Origin of the sequence: Paraburkholderia aspalathi (assembly GCF_900116445.1) — a bacterium.
Lineage (GTDB): Bacteria > Pseudomonadota > Gammaproteobacteria > Burkholderiales > Burkholderiaceae > Paraburkholderia > Paraburkholderia aspalathi.
Genome location: NZ_FPBH01000014.1, coordinates 86363 through 110965, shown reverse-complemented (window position 1 = coordinate 110965; position 24603 = coordinate 86363). Strand labels below are relative to the sequence as shown.

Below are 24603 nucleotides of genomic sequence, written 5' to 3'. Positions count from 1 at the left end.
CTCGAATGTGCCGCCGTGCGTTCGATCAGGCCGCCGGAGTGACCGGAACTGGAGACAACCTTGACATCTGCTCTCACCGCTGCTGCTGACCCGTTAGAGTCCGCGGTCTCGAAGGTCAAGCGGCACGTGCTGCCGCTTTTCCTGATCATGTTCATCGCGAACTACATCGATCGCGTGAACATCGGCTTCGTCAATTCCCACATGCAGACGGACCTCGGCATCGGCGCTGCCGCCTATGGCCTCGGGAGCGGGTTGTTCTTTGTCGGCTACGCGTTGTTCGAGGTGCCGTCGAATGTGTTGATGCAGAAGTACGGCGCGCGCGCCTGGCTGACCCGCATCATGGGCACCTGGGGGCTGGTCGCGGCGGCCATGGCGTTCGTCTGGAACGACACGTCCTTCTACGTGCTGCGATTCCTGCTCGGTATCGCTGAAGCCGGCTTCTTTCCGGGTGTGGTGTTTTACTTTACTCAATGGCTGCCGCAGAAAGAGCGCGGCAAGGCTGTGGCGGTTTTTCTCTCGGGCTCCGCGCTCGCGTCGGTGCTGTCCGGTCCGATCACAGGCAGTCTGTTGTCGATTCGCGGTCTTGGCCTGCACGGTTGGCAATGGATGTTTCTCATTGAGGGCGGCTTCTCGATCGTGCTGTGCGGTGTGAGCTGGCTGCTGCTGAAGTCGCGCATTCGCGATGCCTCCTGGCTGACGGCTGAAGAGCAGACCGTTCTCGAAAGCGCGATCGCGGCGGAACAGGCCGAACGCGTGGCGCACGGCGGCGCGCATCTACCGGCCGTGAAGCTGCTGAAGGACCCGCAGATCCTGCTGTTCTGCTTCCTGTACTTCGCGATTCAATTGACCATTTACGCGGCCACTTTCTGGCTGCCGACGATCATCCGCAAGATGGGCGGACTCTCGGACTTCGAAGTCGGCATGTTCAATACCATCCCGTGGCTCATCGCTATGGTCGCGATGTACTGCTTCGCGGTGTTGTCCGCGAAATGGCGTTTTCAGCAAGCGTGGCTGGCGGTAGCGCTTGTTATCGCAGCGTGCGGGCTGTTCGCTTCGACGTCGGGTAATCCGGTGCTGTCGTTTGTGGCAATCTGCTTCTCAGCGATCGGTTTCAAGGCCGCGTCTTCGCTCTTCTGGCCGATTCCGCAGGGTTATCTGGACGCTCGCGTGGCCGCCGCCGTCATCGCGCTGATCAATTCGATCGGCAACTTGGGCGGGTTCTTCGCACCGGCTGCTTTCGGCTATCTGCAGCAGCACACCGGCTCGATCACCGGTGGTCTGTACGCCTTGGGCGTGGCTTCGCTGATCGCGGCGGCGGCCGGCTTCCTGACCCGCAATCGCCGTGTGAACCGCGACGCGTTGCCTGAGCCACTCCATAGCAAAGCGCATTGAATTTCGATCGACCGCCGCCAGTCGGCTTATTCACTTACCTGGTCCCACTATCATGTCCACGAACTCATCCCAATCGAACGCCACGCCGATCGTGACCGAGCTGCGCGTCGTGCCCGTCGCCGGCCGTGACAGCATGCTGATGAATCTGAGCGGCGCGCATGGCCCGTTCTTCACGCGCAATATCGTCATTCTGCGCGACAGCGCGGGACACACCGGTGTCGGCGAAGTGCCGGGCGGCGAGAGCATCCGCAAGACGATCGACGACGCGCGTCCGCTGGTTGTCGGTCAGTCGATCGGCAATCTCCAGGCTATCCTGAACAAGGCGCGTACGCAGTTTGCTGACCGCGACGCCGGCGGTCGCGGCCTGCAGACTTTCGATCTGCGCACCACCATTCACGCAGTGACCGCACTCGAAGCCGCGCTGCTCGATCTGCTCGGACAGCATCTGGGTGTCCCTGTTGCGGCACTGCTCGGCGAAGGCCAGCAACGCGACGAAGTGGAAATGCTCGGTTACCTGTTCTATATCGGCGACCGCAAGAAAACCGATCTGCCCTATGACAGTGGCGCGGACGGGCGCGACGACTGGGAGCGCGTGCGTACCGAAGAAGCGATGACACCCGAGGCGGTAGTGCGGCTTGCCGAGGCAGCGCAAGCACGCTATGGATTCAACGATTTCAAGCTCAAGGGCGGCGTGCTGCCCGGCGACGCCGAAATCGAAGCGGTGACGGCGCTCGCCGAACGCTTTCCCAATGCCCGCGTCACGCTCGACCCGAACGGCGCATGGTCGCTCGCGGAAGCGGTGCGCCTGTGCCGCGACCAACACGACGTGCTGGCTTACGCAGAAGATCCGTGCGGCGCGGAAAACGGCTACTCGGGCCGCGAGGTGATGGCCGAATTCCGCCGTGCGACCGGTTTGCCGACGGCGACCAACATGATCGCGACCGACTGGCGTCAGATGGGTCACGCGATCCAGTTGCAGTCCGTGGATATTCCGCTTGCCGATCCGCACTTCTGGACCATGCAGGGTTCGGTGCGCGTGGCGCAGATGTGCAACGAGTGGGGCCTGACCTGGGGCTCGCATTCGAACAATCACTTCGACATTTCGCTCGCGATGTTCACGCATGTCGCGGCAGCGGCGCCGGGCAAGATCACGGCGATCGACACGCACTGGATCTGGCAGGACGGTCAGCGCCTCACGCGCGAGCCGCTGCAGATCGTGGGCGGCAAGGTCAAGGTGCCTCAGGCCGCCGGCCTCGGTGTCGAGCTGGATATGGACGAGATCGAGAAGGCGCACGCGCTGTATCTGCAACACGGCCTCGGCGCACGCGACGACGGCGTGGCCATGCAGTACCTGATTCCGAACTGGAAGTTCGATAACAAGCGCCCGTGTCTGGTGCGTTGAGTTTCCCCATGATCTGAGCGGCGCTTCGTGCGGCCGCTTGCTTTTACCCACCATTCACGCTGTCACGCTATGACCTCACCTCAAGAACTCAAAGCGATCGTTTCCGAAGGCCTACTGTCCTTTCCGGTGACCGACTTCGACGAACAAGGCGATTTTCGCGCCGATACCTATGCTGCGCGCCTCGAATGGCTCGCGCCTTATGGTGCGACCGCGCTGTTTGCGGCCGGTGGCACGGGCGAATTTTTCTCGCTGACCAAAAGCGACTACACGAACGTGATTCGCACGGCGACCGAGACCTGCCGGGGCAAGGTGCCGATTCTTGCCGGCGCGGGTGGTCCGACGCGCGTGGCGATCGACTACGCGCAGGAAGCCGAGCGCCTAGGCGCGAGCGGCGTGCTGCTGATGCCGCACTATCTGACCGAGGCATCGCAGGAAGGGATTGCCGCGCACGTCGAGCAGGTCTGCAAGGCTGTGAAGAACATCGGCGTGATCGTCTATAACCGCGCGAATTCGAAACTGAATGCGGACATGCTCGAACGTCTCGCTGACAGTTGCCCGAACCTGATCGGCTTCAAGGACGGCGTGGGTGAAATCGAGGCGATGGTGACGATTCGCCGCCGTCTCGGCGACCGCTTCTCGTATCTCGGTGGCCTGCCTACCGCGGAAGTTTACGCCGCGGCATATAAGGCGCTGGGTGTGCCGGTGTATTCGTCGGCCGTGTTCAACTTCATTCCGAAGACGGCGATGGAGTTTTATCGCGCGATTGCCGCGGATGATCATGCGACCGTCGGCAAGCTGATCGACGAATTCTTCCTGCCGTATCTGGCGATCCGCAATCGTCGTCAGGGTTATGCGGTGAGTATCGTGAAGGCCGGCGCGAAGCTGGTCGGCCGCAGCGCAGGTCCGGTGCGCGCACCGCTGACCGATCTGACCGCAGAAGAAATGGCGCAACTCGACGTGCTGATCAAGAAGCTCGGCGCGCAATAAGTAGCGTAATAAGTGGTGCAGGTAGTGGCGGCGGTTTCGCCGCCCTCACCTCAACTCCGGCGAAACACAACGTGCGAGATGCGTTGTACGAGCAGTGCGGCCGCAAGTGCCGCCACTGCCGTCAGCCACACCCCGATATGAATCGACTGCACCAGCGCATCGCGTGCCGTGTCGATCAACGCCAGTGTATTGAGCCCCGACGTCTTCATATCCGCGATCAGTTTCAGGCGCACCGTTTCGTCGATCAGGATGCGTAGATCGACAAAACGCGGCTGCCATTGCGATACGGCCGGCTCGCCGAGCACGCTCATCGTGCGCGTGACCACGTTGCGGTAGTGGTGCTGCACGACGGTTGCCACAATGCTGGTGCCGAGCATGCCGCCCACCATCCGCGTGGACTGCAGCAGTGCGGTCGTGATGCCGAAGCGTTCGCACCCGGCAATCTCCTGGCCGAACACATTCAGATTGTTCAGGATGAAACCCAGGCCGATGCCGACGGCCGCCATCGGCAATTCGATCCACACGTGCGGCGTCTCCGGATTGGCAAACGCCAATGCGATCGACGCGAACAGCAGCAGCGCGAAACCGATCGATAGAATCCGCGTGGGTTTCTTCAGATGAATGACGATGCGCGTATTCAGCAGGCTGCCGAGCGCGATGCAGGCGGCGATCGGCGTCGCGAGCAGACCGGCCTGTTGCGGCGACAGTCCGAAACCGCCTTGCAACAGCAGCGGTGCGAAGAAGATCAGCGAGAACATCACGAAGCCGGACAGGAAGCCGAGTACGAAGAGCGTGACGAGTTGCGCGTCCTTGAACAGGTCGAGCGGAATGATCGGATGCGTGGCGCGTTTCTCGCACACCAGCAACGCAACGGCCCCTACGATCACGAAAGCCGCGAGCGCCAGGTTGCCGGCCGTCAGGCCGTCTTTCGGCACGGCTTCGATGAAAGCCTGCAGGCCGCCCAGCACGGCGGCGACCAGCGCCGCGCCGAGCCAGTCGATCTTGACCTCGCCCTCGTGCGGACGCTGGAAGTTGGGCAGATGCGCCCAGATGAAATAGAGTGCCGCGGCGCCCACCGGCAGGTTGATCAGGAAGGTGGAGCGCCAGCCCCAATGCTCGCTCATCCAGCCCCCCAGCGACGGACCCGCCGCGGTGCCGATTCCGTAGGCGGCCGCCATGACCACTTGCCAGCGCACGCGTGCGCGCGGATCGGGGAAAAGATCCGGGATCGATGCGAACGCCGTGCCCACCATCATCCCGCCGCCGACCCCTTGCAGACCGCGCGCGATGACGAGAAACAGCATGTCGTTCGCCACACCGCAGAGCACCGACGCCACCGTGAACGTGATGACCGCGGCGATCACGAAACGCTTGCGGCCGAAATAATCGCCGAGACGGCCGAACACGGGAACCGTCACCACCGACGCCAACAGGTACGCGCTGGCAATCCATGCGTAGTACTCGAAGCCATGCAGTTCGGCGACAATCGAGGGCAATGCGGTACTGACGACGGTCTGGTCGAGTGCGACCAGCATGTTGACGAGGCCGATGCCGAGCATCGCGAAGAGGGCGTTTCGGAAAGGCAGGGCAGTCGCAGTCGGATTCACGGGGCTGGGAAAGAAGGGCTTGTCAGGGTAGGCGCTGCGCGGCAGGGCGCGGCCAGGGTCTCGACCACTATTGTGTCCTATAGTTGTCTGACCTCTCGTTTGGCGATTATACGGGTTTTCCCTTAAAAGAAACTATTCTCGACTCGATCTCGAGAAGCCGGCAGGAGGCCTTCAAAAACGACGACATAGTGTCGACAATGCGTACGGAAGTCTTGCGGAAGAAAATCTTGCGGGCTCGCAGCACATCGGCGACGCGTCGAAGCGGGAAAATTTCCCGGAATCTGTGATAAAAGTCAGATATTTAAAAAAAGCCTGTCTGAACAGGCCGTCAGATTGTGATCACTGATAAGAATTTAACTGGGCGTCGTTCCGCTACGGAGGCGTTGTGATTCGAAGCTGGCTTACCGGGGTGCTGTTTGCAGTGTGTTCCATCAGCAATGCGTTCGCGGGCGGACCGGATTGTTCCCGGCCGTTTACGCTTGGATTGCACGACCACGGGCTGCTCTATTCGCTCGATACCGATAGCGGTATCGACAAGGACTTCGCCGACGAGTTGATCCGGCGTAGCGGTTGCCAGATCAAGGTCAGTCTGATGTCACGCGCGCGTATCTGGAAACTGATCGAGTCAGGCGCGCTCGACTTCAGTCTTTCTGGAATCGCAAATGACGAACGCAATCAATATGCTTCGTTCGCGTGGTACTTCAGCAATAAATACTATCTGCTCGTGCGCAAGGATGCCGGCATCCAGAACGTCGCGGACTTCGAAAACAGTAAACACGCGCAGCTCGGCGTGATCCGCAGTTTCCGCTACAGCACCTCGGCCAACGAACTGGTCGACAGACTGACGGCGGAAAACCGGGTAAGTCTCGCGGGCGGGCTCGAACCGCTTTACCAGGCGCTTATTCTTCGACAGATTCAGGGCATGATTATCGAGCCCTTCGATTACCCCGCGCTGGATGAGAAAAAGATCCGCGACGTCACGACGATCGTTGAGTTTAACGATCCTTCAGTGCCGCACGGTCTGATCATGTCGAAGAAAGCGCTTCCGGCCGCCGAGCGGGAGAAGTGGCGGGCGCTGGTGGACGAAATGCGTGCTGACGGAACGGTGCGCCGGATCTTCGAAAAGTACTTCAGGCCGGATCTGGCCGATGCCATGGTCAACTTCAAGGCGTCACCGTGATCCGGCTGCGCTCCGTCCTGCTGCCGTTGCTGGTGTTATCCGCGTCGCTTGGCGTGACCTGGGTAGTGTGGGATCACGAACGTCAGGCGACACGCAAGGAGTTTCAGACGCAGTTCGATTACACCCTGAGTGACGCGGTAGGCCGCATCGAACAGCGGATGGCGACCTACGAGCTGATGCTGCGAGGCGTGCAGAGCATGTTTGCCGCGAACGGAGAGTTCGATCGCGGCAGGTTCCGGCGCTACGTGAGTGCGCTCAATCTTGATGCGAACTTTTCCGGGGTCCACGCCGTGGGTGTGGTCGAATGGGTGCCCGCGGCGCGTAAAGCGGCCCACATAGCGGACATGCGCGAGGGCGGCGTTCCAGGCTACACGATTCATCCCGACGGGTTGCGCGGGGAATATGCCCCGATCGTTCAGCGCGAGCCCTTTGTTGGCCTTGCACGCAGCTCGCCCGGTTTTGACGCCTGGAACGAACCGGTGCGTCGGGCGGCGTTGGAGAAAGCCCGCGACTCCGGCCTCGCGGTTCTCTCGGGAAAGGTGCGCTTGTCGGTCGATATGGATGCGGACCCCCGGCCGGGCTTCATCCTGTATCTGCCGATCTACGCTGCCGGCAGGCCGCAGGACAATGTTGCGCAGCGTCGAGCGAACATTGTTGGTTGGGTCTATGCATCGTTCCGGATGCACGATGTGATGGCCAGTCTCTACGGCGAACAGCCCGCCGGCATTTCGCTTGCCATTTACGATGGCGTCGAGCCCTTGGAGGCCGCGCTGTTGCATCGCACGTCAGATGCAAACAACCGGCATGCGCCGGCGCTCATCTCCGCAAACGAATATCTGGTTGTGGACGGACACGACTGGATGCTGTCGATGAGCGCCTCCGACGAGTTTCGATCCCGGATGGGGCGTAATGCCGAGGTGTTAATCGCAGGAACTGGCACGGGGTTGAGTCTCCTGCTGGCGCTTCTGACCTGGCTCATGATGACAGGGCGGGAGCGTGCCATGCGCCTCGCCTCGGCAATGACGCGGGAGTTGCGCGAGAACGAGGAGAAATTTCGCGCCATTGCCGACTGCACGGTGAACCTGGAAATCTGGTGGGGACCGGACGGCCAACCGCGCTGGATCAATCCCTCGGTTGAGTACTACACGGGCTATACAGTTGCCGAATGCATGGCAATGCCTGATTTCGCCCGCACGCTCATCCACCCGGAAGACATCCCGCGCGTTGCGCCGGAATTTAAAAAGGGGCTTCAGGGTTCTCGCGGCGACGATCTTGAGTTTCGTTGCGTGCGCAAGGATGGATCGCTCCTCTGGCTCTCGATCTCCTGGGTGCCGATCAGCAATCAGAGGGGCGACTTCATCGGTTTTCGGACCAGCGGCCGCGATATCACCGAGCGCAAGAAGTCGGAGGAGAAGATCCGGGAACTTGCCTTCTATGACACGCTAACGCGCCTGCCTAATCGCGCGCTGCTTCTGGATCGGCTGAGGCAGTCAATGGTGGCCAGCCGGCAGAACAAGGTCTGCGCCGCCCTCATGTTCATCGATCTGGACCACTTCAAAACGCTGAACGATACGCTTGGGCACGACAAGGGCGATCTGCTCCTGCGACAGGTCGCGTATCGCCTGTCGAGTAGTGTCAATGAGGGCGACACGGTTGCCCGGGTCGGTGGTGACGAGTTCGTTGTAGTGCTGGGCAATCTGAGTCTGGACGTGGCTGATGCGACCATGGAAACCGTGGCGGTGGGAGAAAAAATTCTCGCCGTGCTGGGGAACGCTTACGAGCTCAACGGTGTTCAGTTTCGCAGCACCGCTAGCATAGGGGTCACCGTATTCAATGGGGAGCAGACGTCCACCGACGAGCTTTTCAAGCAGGCCGATCTCGCCATGTATAAATCGAAGGAGCGCGGCCGCAATGCCATGTGCTTCTTCGACCCTGCGATGCAGACGGCGGTGCTCAAGCGTGCCGAGCTGGAGGTGGGGCTGCGCAACGCCATCGAGGAGAACCGGTTTGTTCTTCACTATCAGGCGCAGGTCGTCGACGGCAATCACATAACCGGTGCGGAAGCGCTGGTGCGCTGGGAGCATCCCGAGCGCGGGCTGATACCGCCGGGCGAGTTTATCCCGCTCGCTGAGGAGTCCGGGCTGATTCTCGAGATGGGCCGAACGGTATTGGCGTCCGCATGCACCCAGCTTGCCGTATGGGCAACGCGGCCATCGATGGCGCATCTGTCCATGGCCGTGAACGTCAGCGCCCGGCAATTTCGCGAACCGGACTTCGTGGACAGTGTGCTTGAGGTCATCAACCGGACTGGGGCGAGGGCGGACAGGTTGAAGCTCGAGCTCACCGAGAGCGTTCTCGTTGAGAACGTGCAGGACATTATCGAAAAGATGACCGCCCTTCGCGCTCGAGGCGTGACTTTCTCGCTGGATGACTTCGGCACTGGCTACTCTTCGCTGTCTTACCTGAAACGATTGCCGTTGGACCAGTTGAAGATTGATCGGTCGTTTGTGCGTGACATTCTGGTCGACTCCAACGACGCCGACATCGCGAGAACGATCGTGGCGCTTGCCCGAAGTTTTAACCTGGGTGTCATTGCCGAGGGCGTCGAAACTGAAGCGCAGCGAGATTTCCTTGCCGTAGCAGGGTGCCACGCCTATCAAGGTTTCCTCTTTTGCAAGCCGCTGCCGATTCAGGGTTTTGAACAGTTTGTGAGCCTGTTCAGTTCGCGGAGCCGGAGAGACGTTCGGTCGACGGGGAGCGACGAGAGAAACGTCGGTTCGGGTACGGTAAGCTGATCAATCCGTATCGAAGACAGACGTGCATGCTCCTCACTCATGGCGAAGGGCCGCTTCGTCGCTTTTGGCTGATGCGCGCCACTGAACGCTGAGCAGGTGCTCGCGCATACACCGAGCCGCGGCTTCGCCATCACGCGCCTTCATGGCGCTGACGATCTCCTGGTGCTGCGCGGCGAAATAGCTGCGTGTTTCCTGCGCTGACGTCTTCTCGCGTACGTCGGGTTTGACGCGCATCCCGTTGATCACCTCCATAAGGGAGATGAGCGCGGGATTGCGGGTGGCCTGTCCGATCAGCAAATGGAATCGATGATCCCATTGTTGCCACTCTTCGTCGTTTTTTGCCGCGGCGTTCTTCCGCGCGCATTTTTCAAGTTCCAGCAAATCGTCCCGACTGGCTTTCGTCGCGGCTAGCTGTGCGAGTGCCGGCTCGAACAACAGGCGCATTTCTGCGATGTCTGCCGGACTCGCGCCCGCCCGAAGTCCGCGTAGCGTCGGGGCGAACTTCAATGGTCTCGCGCCTAGATAGGTGCCGCGACCGACGCCGCGCCATACACGTCCTGATGCCTCCAGCGAAGCAAGCGACGAACGCAGTTCCCTTCGACTGACATTGAGGGCTTCGGCGAGCGTTCTTTCAGGAGGCAGTGCGTCGCCGTCCTTGAGTTGATGCTCGGCAATGTAGTCCAGCAGCCTGTCCAGTATCGAATTTTCCATTGTCTTTTTCGTGAACCAATACTTATTGGTTCAAAATTTACCATAGTCAAATCAACTGGGGTGAGATTCACAGTTTATTTTGATCTGCTATTTTATGTATGATTTCGGGTTAACGCGCGGTGCAACCGGGCAATGTTCGCCGTAATCTCTTAGCTTATAGAATTTGTACCAATGCTGATTGGTTCATAAGAAACCAATCGTTGGCCATCGCAAAAGGAGTCGTGCATGTCGTTTACAACCCGCCCGGAGCTGATTGGCACATTCGGCATGGTGGCCTCCACGCACTGGCTGGCGAGCGCGTCGGCGATGGCCGTACTGGAGAAAGGGGGCAATGCGTTCGATGCGGCAGCCGCTGCCGGCTTTGTTCTGCAGATCGTTGAGCCGCATCTGAATGGTCCGGGCGGCGAGTTGCCGGTTGTGTTCTACAGTGCGCGCGAAGAACGCGTTCGCGTTCTGTGCGGGCAGGGCGTGACGCCGGCGGGAATGACGATAGCGCGCATGCGTGAGCTGGGTCTCGAAGTCGTTCCCGGTACGGGCTTGCTGCCGGCCGTAGTACCTGGCGCATTTGGCGCCTGGATGGCCATGCTGCGCGACTATGGCCAACTGCCGCTCGAAGACGTCCTGAGCTACGCGATCGGTTATGCGGAGAACGGCTATCCGGTGCTCCCACGCATGACGTCGTCGATCCTCGCAATCAAGGATTTCTTCAAGACTGAATGGCCCACGTCGGCTGAGCAATGGCTGCGCAACGGCGACGCACCGATGCCGAACCAGCTGTTCGCCAATCCGGCGATTGCGCAGTCCTACCGGCGCATTCTCGCGGAGGCGAATACCCGCAGTGATCGTGCGGAGCAGTGCGAAGTTGCCCGCAAGGTTTTTTATCGTGGATTCGTGGCCGAAGCGATTGATAAGTACTTTCGCTCAACTGCCGTTCTCGATACTTCCGGTCAGCGCAACTACGGTCTGCTCAACGCGGATGATCTCGCGCGTTGGGAGCCGTCCTATGAAGACACGGTTTCATACGATTACGAGGGCTTCCGCGTTCACAAGACTGGCCCCTGGGGACAGGGACCAATGTTCCTGCAGCAGCTCGCGCTCCTTAAGGGTTTCGATCTCAGTGCGATGGACCCGATGGGCCCCGATTTCGTGCACACGATAATCGAATGCTCGAAGCTCGCGTTCGCCGATCGCGAGGTGTTTTACGGCGACCCCGCGTTTGCGCATGTGCCCATGGATGTGCTGCTGAGCGACGCCTACAACGATGAACGCCGCCGGCTGATCGATCCCGGTCATGCGTCGTTCGAATTCCGTCCCGGCACGTTGGGCGACAGTGAACAGCGTGCCGCGCTGATCATGGCCAATGCGGGAAGGCAGCAGTCCGGCGGCTTCGGCCAGGGTGAGCCGACGTTTGCGCCGCTGCCTGAACTGCGCGGCGATACGGTTCATCTCGACGTGGTCGATCGCTGGGGCAATATGGTTTCAGCAACACCGTCGGGTGGATGGCTGCAGGCCTCGCCGGCCGTGCCCGGTCTCGGCTTTAACGTGACCACGCGCGCGCAGATGTTCTGGATGGAGGAGGGGCTGCCGTCCTCGCTCGGCCCGGGGCGCCGCCCCCGCACGACGCTCTCGCCCACGCTCGTTACCCGCGAGGGCAGGCCGTATGCGGCATTCGGCACGCCGGGTGGCGACCAGCAGGATCAGTGGTCGATCCAGCTGTTTCTCCGGCACGTGCATGCCGGCATGAACTTCCAGGCCGCGGTGGATTCGCCCTCGTTCCAGACGGCGCATTTCCCCGGCTCGTTTTACCCGCGTTCGATGCAACTGGGCAAGATGTCCGCCGAGTCCAATTTTCCGGAACACACGCTTGCCGCGTTACGTGCGCGTGGACATGACCTCACCGTGGCCGAACCCTGGTCGCTGGGACGCGTCTGCGCGGTTGGGATCAGAAACGGTCTGATGCGTGGCGCAGCAACACCTCGTCAAATGCAGGCATACGCAATCGGGCGATAAGTTTCGCCGCCCAGAAATCGTATCCATTTCCGTCAGGGAGAACATGCCGTGTCTGCTATTGCCGCCCGACTCGAGCGACTGCCGTTATCAGGTTTCCATCGCAAGCTCCTGCTGATCGGCGGGTTGGGGTACATGTTCGACGGACTCGATTCGTCGTCGCTTGCATTCCTGCTGCCCGTCGTGAGCAAGCTATGGCACCTGACGAGTGCCGAGACGGGTCTCGTCGCGAGCAGCACCTACATCGGCTATTTTTTCGGGGCCTTTCTGTCGGGTGTGCTCGCGGATGTGATCGGGCGTCGTCGCATCATGATGAGCGCGCTTGCAATCTATTGCTGCGCATCACTTGCGAGCGCCACCGCCACCGACTGGCACACGTTTTTCGCGTTGCGTATCGTCGCGGGTTTTGGATCTGGCGCCGAGACCGTGGTGATCGCACCGTTTCTGGCCGAGTTCGTGCCACGGCGTTACCGGGGCATCTTTTGCGGCGCACTGGTCGGCTTCATGTCGTTCGGCTATCTGGGTTCGTCCATTCTCGGCTTCACCGTTGTGCGTAACTTTGCCGAAGGCTGGCGATATCTGGCGGTGGCGACGTCATTGCCCGTTGTCATGCTCCTCTGGTGGCGAAGAACCTTGCCCGAGTCGCCGCGCTGGCTTGAGAGCCAGGGGCGAGTCTCTGAGGCGGAGGGCATCGTGAGCGCAATCGAGTCGTGGTTCGCAGGCAAGGGCATCAGTCTTGCGCCAGTTGCATCGCTCGGCGCCATGTCTGCATCTGCATCGGCGCCTGCCAAGGGCAACGCGTTACAGAACGTGCTGACGCTGTGGTCGCCGCGGCTGGCGCGTACGACGGCAGTGAGCTGGCTGATGTGGTTCTCGGTCGCGTTCGCGTATTACTCGTTTTTCTCCTGGATTCCGAGCCTGCTCCTCAAGGAGGGGCTCACCATGACGAAAAGCTTTGGTTATTCGATCGCGATTTACGGGGCGCAGATCCCCGGATACTTCACGGCGGCATGGCTCAATGAACGACTCGGCCGAAAGGGCGTGGTGGCCTCGTACATGCTGTTGGGCGGGATTGCCGCGATCACGCTGGCGTTTTCTCATACCGGTTTGCAGATCATGGCCGCAGGCATTTGCCTGTCGTTCTTCATGAATGGCGCGTTCGCAGGCGTGTATGCGTATACCCCTGAAGTTTTTCCGACCGCAGTGCGAGCAACCGGCACTGGATCGTCCTCGTCTTTCGGCCGGATTGGTTCGGTGAGCGCCCCCATTCTGGTCGGCCTTGTCTATCCGGTGCTCGGATTTCTCGGCGTGTTTGCAATGACCACCACGGTCTTGCTGGTGGGGGCCTGCGTGGTGTTCTTCCTGGGTGTCGAGACTCGCAACCGGTCGCTAGAAGATATCGAGGAGGGCGGCGCCGGCCAGCCCCAGGACCTGCGCGTCCCGCTCAGCTCGACCGAAATGCGCGGCTGAGCGTGCATGATGTCCCAACTACACAGACAGATAATGCCAGGCAATCCGATCGATCCAGTCCTGCAAGCGTTGGATATTTCAGACCTCGAACGACTAGCAATAGTCATGCGGCTGAGAAATCAGCCCGACGAGATTTTCCGTGCGGTTCACGCGTTGGCTGCGAGCGCGATAGGTTTTGGCCTCTTCACGATCATGTCCTATGACGCGCAACGCGAGGAGGTCGAGCGTGTTTATACAAACATGCCGGAGGTGTACCCAATTGGAGGTCGTAAGGAAAAACGCGGCACTGCGTGGGCAAATCAGGTATTGCAGGATCTCAAGCCATTTCGCGCTGAAACGACGCAAGGCATCCGCGAGGCGTTCGACGACCACGCGGTGATGACCGGCATGGGGCTCGGATCGATACTGAACATTCCGGTTGCGTACGACGGGGTATGCGTCGGCACGATGAACATGACACACAAGGAAGGCTGGTACACGGGCAGGCACGAGGAAATGGGCGTGCTGATTGGCGCCTTCCTCGCACCGGCGCTCATCAGGTGCAACATGATGCACGCCGATAGCGCAATGCGTCTCTGACGTCACTACGATCAAATGAATACAAGAACAACCTTGACCCGATCCGCTGAGTCCCAAAACACCTGGGTGCTTGTCTTCGTCCTCGGCTACCTTGCATTACTGGCCGATGGTGCGGACGTGATGATGTACGGCCTGACGCTTACGCGAATCAAGGACGAATTCGGTTTGAGCAATGTCGAAGCGGGAGCGTTGGGCAGCTTGACTCTGGTTGGCATGGCCATTGGCGGCATTCTCGGCGGCTGGGCCAGCGATCGCCTGGGGCGGGTGCGGGTCGTGGTCTGGGCATTGGCGCTGTTTTCGCTCGGAGCAGGGCTGCTGGGTCTCACTCACAGTTTTCTGGAATTTGCGGTCGTGCGGTTTATCAGTTCGATGGGCATCGGTTGCATGGTGCTGGTCACCACACTGGTTGCCGAATACGTACCCACGGAGCGGCGTTCACTGATTCTGGGCGTATTGCAAACCGGCATTTCCGCGGGCTATATCGTTGTCATTTCGCTCAGCAATTGGATTTTGCCGCACTACGGCTGGCGCACGCTCTACTACGTGTCGGCAATTCCTGTGTTGCTGGCGCTGGCGATAAAATTTGCCGTGCCCGAACCGGCAGCATGGCAGGCAAGCCGCGCAGCCAGCCGCAAGGGCGAACGTGGGCATCGCACCAACCGCTACTATCAGATTTTCAGTAACCGGCAGTCGCGAACCTTATTCATTCTGTGGACCTTGGCCTCGTTATTCGCGCTGTCCGGCTTTTACGGTTTGAACAACTGGTTGCCGACTTACCTGGAAAAGGAACTGGACATCAAATTCGGTGCAATGGCCGGGTACATGATTGGCACGTACGTGGTCGCCTTCATTGGCAAGATCTTTGCGGGATGGCTGGGTGACCGCTGGAGTCGGCGTGGTGTTTATGTGCTTGGCTGTGTGGGCGCCGCGCTCTTTTTGCCTGCGATCATTTTCTGGCATACGCGCGACAACATCGTGTACCTGATGCTTGCCTTCGGATTTTTGTATGGTGTGCCGCTGGGGACGATCGGCACCTTCATGTCCGAGAGTTTCGCTACCGCCATCCGTGGGACAGCCGTGGGCGGCTCCTATAACATCGGTCGTTTCTGCTCGGGCGCCGCGCCCATTATTATTGGCTACATTGCCACCCAGTTCTCTATCGGTATCGGATTTCTGGTGGTCGGTGGGGTTTTCTTTCTAAGCGGCGTTACCGCGTTTTTTGTTCCAGACCGGCTGTACGACACACAACGCTAGTCCATGGGCAACGTGGGCGAAAACGTTGTGCGTCTGTCTGATCGATGCGAAGCAATACGCTACTTTATTGCGCCCCGATCCTGGCTAACGTAATGGCACGCTCGGGGCATGCAGTCACGCACAAGCCGCATGCCCGACACGCATCGGCGTTCGGCGTGTATGCGACTTTCATTCCGTGCACGCGCAGCTTGAATTTGTTCAGCGCGCCCAATTGCTGGTAGTCGGCCGTATCGATCCGGCGGATGTCGAAAACGTTCTCGGGACAGACTACCGCACAATCGCCTTTGCCTTCGCACCGTTTCAGATTGACCACGGGAGCAATCACGCCCGGGGCCTGTTTGCATGCGGATGTCGAAGCGGTGCTCATGCGAGATCCTCCGGACGCTTGCCGTCACCGGACGACATGTTCTTCTGGAAATTTTCGCGCTCCTCGGGCGTCATCCGTTCCCACCGGCGCCAATGCCGGCGTCCGTGGCAACCGCCGCGCCCTCGGAATCCGCCAAACAGAATCCGGCTCAGAATCAACAGGCCCAATGCGTGCGGAAAATCGATCGCGCGGCCACCGATGAATAGCGCCGGGATAACCCAATTCCATAGCGTCATCACCATCCATCCCAGCACGACAATGCCCACCAGAACCAGCAGTGCCATGCCGAAGCATCTCAGTTTGAATCTCATCTATCTGCTCCTTTAGATATCCAGTTCGTCATACACGGCTTGCAAGCGAACGCGCAGATGCAGAACCGCGTAACGCTTGCGTGCCAATAACGTGTTCACGCCGACACCGCTCTCGGCTGCGAGCTCCTTGAAGCTGCGCCCTTCCAGCTCATGAGCGACAAACACGTCGCGCTGATCCGCCGGCAATTCGTTGAGCGCCTCCTGCAGGGCTTCCAGCAGCACCGACCTTGCATAGAGGGCTTCAGGGCCTGCGTCCGTTGCCGGGAGGGCGAGATCCAGTCGATACTCGACGTCATCGGAGTCGTCGGCTATTTCGGCCAGCGGCTGCTCGCGGCGCTTGCGAAAGCGGTCGATGATGCGGTTTCGCGCCACGCGGAACAGCCACGCGCTAACCTGTTCGATCGGCGCAGGGAGACGGTAGGCTTGCACGAACTCGTGGAAGACATCCTGCAAGATGTCTTCAGCGTCGCCCTGATCGTGCACGCGACGCCGGATGAAATTCCCGAGCTTCGTACGCTCACGCAACACAGTTGCAGTGATGTCCGTGTCTCGTTCGATCATCGATTTCGGGGTGCGCGGCGGTTCCATACGTCTGTAGACGGTTCAGGATCAGGAATATTGTGGGCGCAGGAAAAAAAGGCGTTGCTACGCCGGTGGCGGGCGTGTTCGGTCCGAAGACGGTGATATCGGCCGCTCGCTGCGCGGTCAGGCGCTAGAACCGCTCCACCCGGAACGGCTGGGGGTCCACGAGCGTTTCCTCGTGGGTCATCATCTCGGCGATCAGCCGGCCCGTCACCGGGCCGAGTGTCAGCCCGTGGTGCGCGTGGCCAAACGCGAACCACAAGTCTTTGTGATGTGGCGCGGGGCCGATGATCGGCATCATGTCGGGCGTACAGGGGCGCCGTCCCATCCAGGGCTCAGCGTCGAGACGCTTGCCCAATGGAAACAGCGTGCGCGCAATCGGCTCGACCGCGGCGAGCTGCGTGGGTGTTTTGGGCGCATCGCAGTGGGCGATTTCCGCTCCCGTGGTCAAGCGGATGCCTTTTGCCATGGGAGCCAGCACGTAGCCCTTCTCGACGTCCAGAATCGGATGATTCAGGCGAGCCCCTGTCTCGGGCGCGTAGTGCATGTGGTAGCCGCGTTTCACGGCGAGCGGCAAGCGATAACCGAGTCGCGAAGTTACGCGATCCGACCACGGCCCTAATGCGACGACCGCTGATGAAGCCGTGATCGTTCCCGCTTGCGTATCGACCGCCCAACCCTCACGAAACGAGTCCGCATCGCCGATGAAAAACCGTCCGCCGAGCGCTTCGAAATATTTCGCGTAGGCGGTGACGAGCGCGTTAGGGTCGCTCACGGAATTGGATGCCAGATAGCGCAAGCCGCCTAGCAGCGCTTTGTCGAGATCAGGCTCCTTCTGTTGCAGGCGGCCCGCATCCAGCGATTCGGACTCGACACCATATTCCTGAAGCCACCGTTCGGCGAGCCGGGTTTCCGCGTCCCGTGCTTTTTCGGTGCGAAACACCTTGATCCACCCGGTGGGGCGAAATAACGCGTTCGCACCGGCCGCGGCGGCCAGCGCGCGATGCTCGTCCAGGCAATGCTCGATCAGCGTCGCGTACGACTTCGCGATGGCCGCGTGTTTGGCTGGATGAGAATTGCGCCAGTATTGCCAAAGAAACGGTGCGGCCTTGAGTATGGCGTCGGCATGGTAGCGAACGTCCGGCGACTGGTTGCGCGCGTACCGAAGCAAGGTGCCGAAGTCGCGTGGAAAGGCATGGGGATACACGCCTTCGCGCTGGATCAACCCGGCGTTACCGAACGACGTTTCGTTGCCGGGTTGCTTGCGGTCCACCAGGGCGACGCTGCGGCCGCGTTTCTGGAGATGCACGGCAACGCTCACGCCGATAATGCCCGCGCCGAGCACGACGGTATCGAATTTCATTGTGGTCATGAATTCACTTGTTGCCGGATACGCCAGGCGCGCCAGTACTGCAAATTCGACATGGCCGGACGCATTGAAAAGAAAGGGTAAGCGACGTGGGACGGAGGCGCTCATGTCGCCCATTGACGCAGAGTATGTCAGAGTAACGACTCTCACTCGTGGAGCGCGCGCATGACTACCTTACCAATTGCCGACCGATGGTTCGAACTCAAACGCATCAGCGACGACATCACGCTGCTTTGGGAGCCTCATGTTGTCCCGCTGATGCGTTGCAATATCTGGCATGTGCGTGGCCGTGACCGGGATCTGATGATCGACACAGGGATGGGCATCGCCAGTCTTCAGGATGCCGCGAAGCACCTGCTGCAGAAGAACGTCACCGCCGTTGCGACGCATACGCACTCGGACCATATCGGCGGACATCATGAGTTCGAACACACGCTGGTCCACGAACTGGAGGCGGATAACCTGCGTGCGCCACGTGAGCGAGGCACCCTGCTGGCATCGGTATTGGGCGAGGCGGCCATTCGCCGGTATCGTGAAGTCGGCTATCCGTTCGACGGCGATCTGATCACGGCGCTACCTAGCGCCGATTACTCGATGTCCGACTATCACGTGCGGGCCGCAACGGTCACGGAGATCGTCAAGGAAGGGAACATCGTCGATCTCGGCAACCGGCATTTTGAGGTGCTGCATCTGCCCGGCCACTCACCGGGCAGCATTGGCCTATGGGAAGCGGCATCCGGCACGCTGTTTTCGGGCGATGCGATTTACGACGGCCCGCTGCTGGATGAGATTGGAGGCGCGGATATTCCGACCTATGTGCGCACCATGAAGCGGCTGCGCGAATTGCCCGTGCAAGTGGTTCACGCCGGGCACGACGGGAGCTTCGGGCGGGAACGACTGCTCGAGCTGGTCGACGCGTATCTGGCTAAACGCACCTGACCGCGTCTGTTTTTAACCCGTTTCTAACCCCAATAACCCGTCTTACGCGTCTTTCAGCCAGGGCATCTCCACGGGCGACACCACCAGATGCCGCGACTCCCGTTTCAGCTCGAAGATGAATCCGACCAGAATCATGGAGTCGGCATACGGGATCGGGAATACCTGAGGATTTTCCGCCGTGCGCAGCGGGTGGGCGGGCGTGTTCGCCGTCGTCGCGGCGTTCTCGCGGACGCTTTCCAGTTCGTCGACCATTGCCTGACCACTTACTTTCAGCACGCGGCTACGCAGGTCGCTGAACGGTTCGATGCGCGCCCCGTCTTCGTTGTACTCGGGCACTTCATAGATGAACCAGGACATGTGCGTCTCCAAGGAAAAAGGCAAGTATTCTAGCAGTGGGCGTAACGCATCCGCGTTTTCCTCGCTCAGGAAATCGAGTTGCGCTCAGGCCCCACAACAATAAAAAAGACTGAGACAAAAGTCTCATCCGGAATGATGGTGCACTGCAATGTGCTGTTCTGGAACCCGCATGCTAAAAGTCATCCTAAGCGTGCCACTAAATGACGATGCGCGCCGAGCCGACCGGAGACATTCATGCCCTATGTTCCGCAAGTGAGACACATCGATCGGATCCGCAGGTTGATCGAAGGCCGAACGCCTGATCGCGGCGGTGATGCTACGCGGCTGACTTCATCGTATTGGCGCTCGCTCGAGCAATATCATCTCGATCCTGGTCTGACAAAGGGGCCGCGGATTCTGAGCGCGCCGGAACTGCGTGACGTACAGCACCGGGAAGAATCGGTTTTGCGGGCGTCGGGAGAATGTCTTTCGCGTCTGCATGAGACGGTTCGCGAAGCGGATTACTGCGTGATGCTCACCGATGCGCAGGGCGTGACGATCGATTATCGCGTTGACCGGGATCGGCGCCACGACTTCAAACGAGCGGGATTGTATTTAGGCTCCTGCTGGTCCGAGGAGGAAGAGGGAACCTGCGGCGTCGCGACCGTGCTGCTCGATTCGCAACCGATCACGGTTCATAAGACCGATCATTTTCGCGCCGCCTTCACCACGTTGACCTGCAGCGCCTCGCCCATCTTCGGGCTGGAAGGCGAACTGATCGGCGTGCTGGACGCATCGGCGATTCGCTCGCCTGACGAGCGCGAAAGCCAGCGTCTGGTCAACCACATCGTGCGTCATAGTGCGATGTTGATCGAGGACAGCTTCTTTCTCAACGCGACCACGCATTACTGGGTTTTGCTGGCGCACCGCAATCGTCACTACGTGGAGGCCCAGCCGGAGATTCTGATCGCGTTCGATGCGCACGGCAACGCAGTCGCGGCAAATCGCCGGGCAAAAGAGTGCGTGCCTGGCCTCGATCGGCTGCCGCGACCGGTCTCCGAGCTATTCGATGTCCGCGCCGAGCGTCTTCTGGATGTCAGGCCAGGCCGCGACATGGTTTCGATCAAACTCGCGGGCAACGGCTCTCCGCTTTATGCCCGCGTTCGTCCGCCCGTCATTCGTGCGCAACGGCAAGCTGCCGCGAAGCCCCGGAATCCCGCGCCTCAGGCGCAACCCACACTCACCGATATCGACGCCTTGGAGCGTGACCGCATCGTCGCCGCTCTGACGGATGCGAAATGGCATCCGGACGAGACGGCCAGAACCTTGGGCATATCTCGCGCGACGCTTTACAGACGGATCGCGAAGTTCGGCATAGTCCCGCCTCACCGGCGCTAGCGGTCCACGCTTATCCAGCGGGCAAAGAACCCGCGTGTTACTTCGACGTTTTACCAATCCGTATCGAATGGAGGAGCAACCATGCCTGAAAATAATGCAAGCAAGATTATTGGAAATGTTCTGGAATCTTTGGAATCGGCGCTTAAACGCGGTGATACCGCGGCGGCCGTCGCGTTGTTTCAGCCTGAGTGTTATTGGCGCGATCTGGTTGCGTTCACCTGGAATATCAAAACCATGGAGGGCCGGGACCAGATCGGCGCCATGCTCGACGCACAACTCGGCGCCATCAAGCCGACCAGACTGCGGATCGCCGAAAATGAAGTACCGACCGAAGCCGACGGTTTGGCGCAGGCGTGGATCACCTTCGAAACCGAGGTTGCCCGTGGCAGCGGTTTTATCCGCGTGAAGGATGGCCTGATCTGGACTTTGCTGACCACCATGGGTGAGCTGAAAGGCCATGAGGAACCCAAAGGCAACCGTCGCCCGATGGGCGCGGAACATGGCGCACGTATGGACCGAACGAGCTGGAAGGAACGTCGGGAAGCCGAAGCGCAGGCGCTGGGCCGCGCGGAGCAACCCTACTGCTTGATTGTAGGTGGAGGGCAGGGTGGGATTGGACTGGGCGCGCGTTTGCGGCAACTGGGTGTGCCGACGATCATCATCGATAAGAATCCGCGTCCTGGCGACCAGTGGCGCAACCGCTACAAGTCACTTTGTCTGCATGATCCGGTGTGGTACGACCATATGCCTTACTTGCCGTTCCCGGATAACTGGCCGGTTTTCACGCCCAAGGACAAGATCGGCGACTGGCTCGAGATGTACACCAAGGTCATGGAGTTGAACTATTGGGGATCGACTACTTGCAAGTCCGCGCGCTATGACGAAGCGAAGGCGGAATGGGTGGTCGAGGTCGAGCACGACGGCGAAACGCTGACGCTGCGGCCAAAGCAGCTTGTGCTTGCCACGGGCATGTCGGGTAAGCCGAATATCCCATCATTCAAAGGCATGGATGTGTTCAAGGGCGAGCAGCATCATTCGTCGAAACATCCGGGACCCGATGCGTACAAGGGCAAGAAAGTGGTCGTGATCGGTGCGAACAATTCGGCGCATGATATTTGCGCGGCGTTGTGGGAAGCGGGCGTCGACGTCACGATGGTTCAACGGTCTTCCACGCATATCGTGAAGTCAGATTCTCTGATGGAACTTGCTCTTGGAGATCTCTATTCCGAGCGCGCGGTAGCCTCTGGAATGACGACGTCGAAGGCTGATCTGACGTTTGCATCGATTCCGTACAAAATCCTGCACACGTTTCAAAAGCCCGTATGCGATGCGATCAGAGAGCGCGACGCGGAGTTCTACCAGCGTCTGGAAAAGCGCGGTTTCATGCTCGACTTCGGGGATGACGACTCGGGGCTCTTCATGAAGTATCTCCGGCGCGGGTCGGGTTACTACATTGATGTGGGCGCCGCCGACCTCGTAGCGGATGGCAAGATCAAGCTGAAGAGCGGTGTCGATGTGGCCGAACTGAAAGAGCACTCTGTCCTGCTCAGCGATGGCACCGAGTTGGAGGCGGACCTCGTCGTCTATGCAACCGGTTACGGATCGATGAACGGCTGGGCCGCCGATCTTATCTCGCGTGAAGTGGCGGATAAAGTGGGCAAGGTGTGGGGGCTGGGTTCGAATACGACGAAAGATCCGGGTCCGTGGGAAGGCGAGCAACGCAACATGTGGAAGCCCACGCAGCAACCGGCCTTGTGGTTCCATGGCGGTAACCTGCATCAGTCGCGCCACTACTCGCAGTATTTATCTCTGCAATTGAAGGCACGCATGGAGGGAATTGCGACGCCGGTTTATGGCCTGCAGGAAGTGCATCACCTTTCCTGACGTCGGTGTGTGGTCGATGCGCGTCGCTCCTTCGTTCCAATGCCAGGAACACGGGCTAGGGTCGCGACGCGCGTCGATGAGCGGCTCAACCCGGATTGATTTCATCCTGGCTGCGGCGCGTAGTGCGAGGTCCAAAGACTCGCACCGTGATCGCCACGACGATCAGCGCAGCGGCGATGATGCCGAACATAGCGCCTGCTCCTTGCTGGTTCAACACGGGGAGCAATACGAAAGGCAGCATGCCACTAACAATGCGGGACAGCGAGTAAGTACTGCCGATGGCAGTTGAGCGCACGCTCGCCGGAAAGATCTCAGACTGGTAGACGTGATACGCGTTGCTGAATACGTTCGAAGCGCATGTTGTCAACACACCAAAGAGAACGATCAGCGCCGAGCTGTTGGAATAGGCAAAACCCAGGCCAAAAACCGCAATGGACAATATGGCGCCGATCACCAGTGTGCGGCGTTCAATCCAGTTGAGCAGCGGAATAGAAAGCAGCGATCCAACCGGGTAGCCGAGAAACGACAGAGCGATAAAAAGCGTGCCGTCCGTCACGTCAAAGCCACGGCTTTTCACCACGGTGCTGGCGAGCGTGCCGAAACCATAGTAACCAAATCCCTGAAGCAGATGGAAGATGGTCAACATCAGGTAGCGCTTGTCATAGGGAGGGCGACGCAGCAGTGCAATACGCTCGCCCAACGTCATGGGATTCCGCTTGACGTTGGCTTCAGGTGAGATGACCGATACCGTCACTCCTGCACTGGCGGCAAAGCGCCGAAGCATCGCATGAGCCTCTTCGACGCGGCCCTGAGCCAGTAGCCAGCGCGGACTTTCGGGCAGCTTATGTTGCACGAGCAGAACCAGTACCGCGCCCAGGCTGCCGATCACCAGAATAACGCGCCAGCCTGCCACGGCGCCGAAGTGCAGAGGGTTGAGCCAAAGCGCCAGGAATCCAACTAGTGGCACGGCGACATACGAGGTGGTGTACGCCCATGCAGCCATTCGCCCGCGACGTTCCTTGGGCAGAATCTCGGACAGAAAGCTGTCGGCAACGGGATAGATCGCACCTACGCCAATGCCGGTGAGGAAGCGGCAGATCACCAGCATCTCGGCGTTGACCGAGAATGCGCCGATCAGCGAAAAGGCGCTGTACCAGATAAGGTTGAACAGGAAGGCCCTGCGCCGCCCAATTCGGTCGGCCATGCTACCCAGAAAAAGCGAGCCAAAGAACATGCCGATAAATGCCGAGGCCAGCAGCAGCTTGAAGGCCATGCTGTGTCTGTCGATACCGTATTCTCCCTGCAACGCCGTGCCGATCGAGCTGACAAGGAAAATCTCGAACATGTCGAAGAACAAGCCTATGCCGATCACCCACACCACAAATCGATGCAGCGAACCCGCAGGCATGTTATCCATCCAGCCGCCCAGCGTCGTGGCCTTGGCATGAAGGGCGTGTGTATCGTCGGCCGCGCTCGGTTCGGGTGAGGCAATGCGCGAATTGACGGTCGCACTGCCGCTCACGTGCAGATTTCTGGTGTTCATGTTTGTCTCCGTTTCTTTGCTTTCGGGTCGGCTTATGCGCCGTTCACCACGTTGATCGGCGCGTATAAATCGCCGGATCTTGGATAGCAGGGTGTCATTCCATCAAGCCATCAGTTCGGATATCTCGATCAGATTCAGATCGGGGTCCCGCACATACACCGAACGAATCTTCTGCGTGGCACCGGTGCGCGCAACCGGGCCTTCGACAATTGGCCATTCGCAACGGGCCAGATGCGCAATTACTTCGTCGAGCGGTACCGTGGCGATGAAGCACAGGTCGAGCGCGCCTGGTACGGGAACATGGGCCTTCGGCTCAAACTCAGCGCCACGCACATGGACGTTGATCTTCTGATTACCGAAGCGAAATGCAATACGTCCTTCGCCAAACGTCTCAAGTTGCATCTGCATGACCTCGGTGTAAAACTGTTTCGTTGCAGCGAAATCGACGCAGGTGAGTACGAGGTGATCGAGGTGGTCGATGAGTGCCACG

At 59.9% G+C, this 24603-nt stretch carries 21 protein-coding genes and 1 pseudogene; 12 read left to right on the top strand and 10 right to left on the bottom strand.

The annotated features are described in order from the left end of the window. The first annotated feature begins 60 nt into the window (after positions 1-60). The 3 genes from BM438_RS21685 (at position 61) to kdgD (ending at position 3781) form a co-directional block, all read left to right on the top strand. Complete coding sequence (locus BM438_RS21685) at positions 61-1392, top strand: MFS transporter (protein ID WP_093637495.1); 1332 nt, start codon at positions 61-63, stop codon at positions 1390-1392. A gap of 52 nt (positions 1393-1444) precedes the next feature. Beyond that, the gene (gene gudD / locus BM438_RS21680; RefSeq protein WP_093637491.1) at positions 1445-2794 is read left to right on the top strand and encodes a glucarate dehydratase; all 1350 of its coding nucleotides are present in this window, start codon (positions 1445-1447) and stop codon (positions 2792-2794) included. A gap of 69 nt (positions 2795-2863) precedes the next feature. After that, positions 2864-3781 (top strand): 5-dehydro-4-deoxyglucarate dehydratase, encoded by a 918-nt coding sequence (gene kdgD / locus BM438_RS21675; RefSeq protein WP_093637486.1) that lies wholly within the window; start codon positions 2864-2866, stop codon positions 3779-3781. Between the two features lie 50 nt (positions 3782-3831). Here kdgD and BM438_RS21670 read toward each other — a convergent pair whose 3' ends face one another. Beyond that, the gene (locus BM438_RS21670) at positions 3832-5340 is read right to left on the bottom strand and encodes an MFS transporter (RefSeq protein WP_093637482.1); all 1509 of its coding nucleotides are present in this window, start codon (positions 5338-5340) and stop codon (positions 3832-3834) included. Between the two features lie 433 nt (positions 5341-5773). Between BM438_RS21670 and BM438_RS21665 the strand changes: the two genes are divergently transcribed. Continuing rightward, positions 5774-6568: a substrate-binding periplasmic protein gene (locus BM438_RS21665; RefSeq protein ID WP_093637478.1), complete on the top strand. Its 795-nt coding sequence runs from the start codon at positions 5774-5776 to the stop codon at positions 6566-6568. Continuing rightward, complete coding sequence (locus BM438_RS21660) at positions 6565-9363, top strand: bifunctional diguanylate cyclase/phosphodiesterase (protein ID WP_093637472.1); 2799 nt, start codon at positions 6565-6567, stop codon at positions 9361-9363. The genes BM438_RS21665 and BM438_RS21660 overlap by 4 nt, the downstream gene beginning before the upstream one ends. Positions 9364-9396: 33 nt before the next feature. Here BM438_RS21660 and BM438_RS46275 read toward each other — a convergent pair whose 3' ends face one another. Continuing rightward, positions 9397-9807 carry a FadR/GntR family transcriptional regulator gene (locus BM438_RS46275; protein ID WP_244179427.1) on the bottom strand — a complete coding sequence of 137 codons (411 nt, stop codon included), beginning with the start codon at positions 9805-9807 and terminating at the stop codon, positions 9397-9399. 90 nt (positions 9808-9897) lie between these two features. Beyond that, positions 9898-10074, bottom strand: a pseudogene (locus BM438_RS46270) (GntR family transcriptional regulator); the annotation flags it as partial. A gap of 225 nt (positions 10075-10299) precedes the next feature. Between BM438_RS46270 and BM438_RS21650 the strand changes: the two are divergent. Genes BM438_RS21650 through BM438_RS21635 form a run of 4 tightly spaced genes read left to right on the top strand, consistent with a single transcriptional unit; the run spans position 10300 to position 15384 of the window. Next, positions 10300-12084 carry a gamma-glutamyltransferase family protein gene (locus BM438_RS21650; protein ID WP_093637464.1) on the top strand — a complete coding sequence of 595 codons (1785 nt, stop codon included), beginning with the start codon at positions 10300-10302 and terminating at the stop codon, positions 12082-12084. Between the two features lie 48 nt (positions 12085-12132). After that, positions 12133-13551 (top strand): MFS transporter, encoded by a 1419-nt coding sequence (locus tag BM438_RS21645; protein ID WP_093637460.1) that lies wholly within the window; start codon positions 12133-12135, stop codon positions 13549-13551. 9 nt (positions 13552-13560) lie between these two features. Beyond that, entirely contained in the window at positions 13561-14130 is a 570-nt protein-coding gene (locus BM438_RS21640) for a GAF domain-containing protein (RefSeq protein WP_406550462.1), read from the top strand. 15 nt (positions 14131-14145) lie between these two features. Beyond that, a complete protein-coding gene (locus BM438_RS21635) occupies positions 14146-15384 on the top strand; it encodes an MFS transporter (RefSeq protein WP_093637452.1) in 1239 nt (412 codons plus the stop codon). A 64-nt stretch (positions 15385-15448) separates the two neighbouring features. Here BM438_RS21635 and BM438_RS21630 read toward each other — a convergent pair whose 3' ends face one another. From BM438_RS21630 to BM438_RS21615, 4 genes are all read right to left on the bottom strand, one after another. After that, positions 15449-15751, bottom strand: coding sequence for a 4Fe-4S dicluster domain-containing protein (locus BM438_RS21630; protein WP_093637448.1), 303 nt, complete (start codon positions 15749-15751; stop codon positions 15449-15451). Next, positions 15748-16062, bottom strand: a complete 315-nt coding sequence (locus BM438_RS21625) for a hypothetical protein (protein ID WP_093637445.1) — start codon at positions 16060-16062, stop codon at positions 15748-15750. Before BM438_RS21625 ends, BM438_RS21630 begins: the two co-directional genes overlap by 4 nt. A 12-nt stretch (positions 16063-16074) precedes the next feature. After that, positions 16075-16650, bottom strand: a complete 576-nt coding sequence (locus BM438_RS21620) for an RNA polymerase sigma factor (protein WP_093637440.1) — start codon at positions 16648-16650, stop codon at positions 16075-16077. 124 nt (positions 16651-16774) lie between these two features. Next, positions 16775-18007 (bottom strand): NAD(P)/FAD-dependent oxidoreductase, encoded by a 1233-nt coding sequence (locus BM438_RS21615; protein ID WP_093637785.1) that lies wholly within the window; start codon positions 18005-18007, stop codon positions 16775-16777. Between the two features lie 171 nt (positions 18008-18178). On the opposite strand from BM438_RS21615, the gene BM438_RS21610 reads away from it, so the two are divergent. Then, positions 18179-18952 (top strand): MBL fold metallo-hydrolase, encoded by a 774-nt coding sequence (locus BM438_RS21610; protein ID WP_093637437.1) that lies wholly within the window; start codon positions 18179-18181, stop codon positions 18950-18952. 42 nt (positions 18953-18994) lie between these two features. On the opposite strand, the gene BM438_RS21605 is transcribed toward BM438_RS21610, so the two are convergent. Beyond that, the gene (locus BM438_RS21605; protein WP_093637433.1) at positions 18995-19309 is read right to left on the bottom strand and encodes a helicase; all 315 of its coding nucleotides are present in this window, start codon (positions 19307-19309) and stop codon (positions 18995-18997) included. 234 nt (positions 19310-19543) lie between these two features. Here BM438_RS21605 and BM438_RS21600 point away from each other — a divergent pair, with 234 nt between their 5' ends. Then, positions 19544-20686 (top strand): sigma-54-dependent Fis family transcriptional regulator, encoded by a 1143-nt coding sequence (locus BM438_RS21600; RefSeq protein ID WP_093637430.1) that lies wholly within the window; start codon positions 19544-19546, stop codon positions 20684-20686. A gap of 81 nt (positions 20687-20767) precedes the next feature. After that, a complete protein-coding gene (locus BM438_RS21595; protein ID WP_093637427.1) occupies positions 20768-22570 on the top strand; it encodes an NAD(P)/FAD-dependent oxidoreductase in 1803 nt (600 codons plus the stop codon). Between the two features lie 85 nt (positions 22571-22655). On the opposite strand, the gene BM438_RS21590 is transcribed toward BM438_RS21595, so the two are convergent. Together BM438_RS21590 and BM438_RS21585 are read right to left on the bottom strand one after the other, a co-directional pair. Beyond that, entirely contained in the window at positions 22656-24113 is a 1458-nt protein-coding gene (locus BM438_RS21590; RefSeq protein WP_093637424.1) for an MFS transporter, read from the bottom strand. A gap of 102 nt (positions 24114-24215) precedes the next feature. Next, positions 24216-24602 carry a VOC family protein gene (locus tag BM438_RS21585; RefSeq protein WP_093637420.1) on the bottom strand — a complete coding sequence of 129 codons (387 nt, stop codon included), beginning with the start codon at positions 24600-24602 and terminating at the stop codon, positions 24216-24218. Position 24603 lies beyond the last annotated feature (1 nt).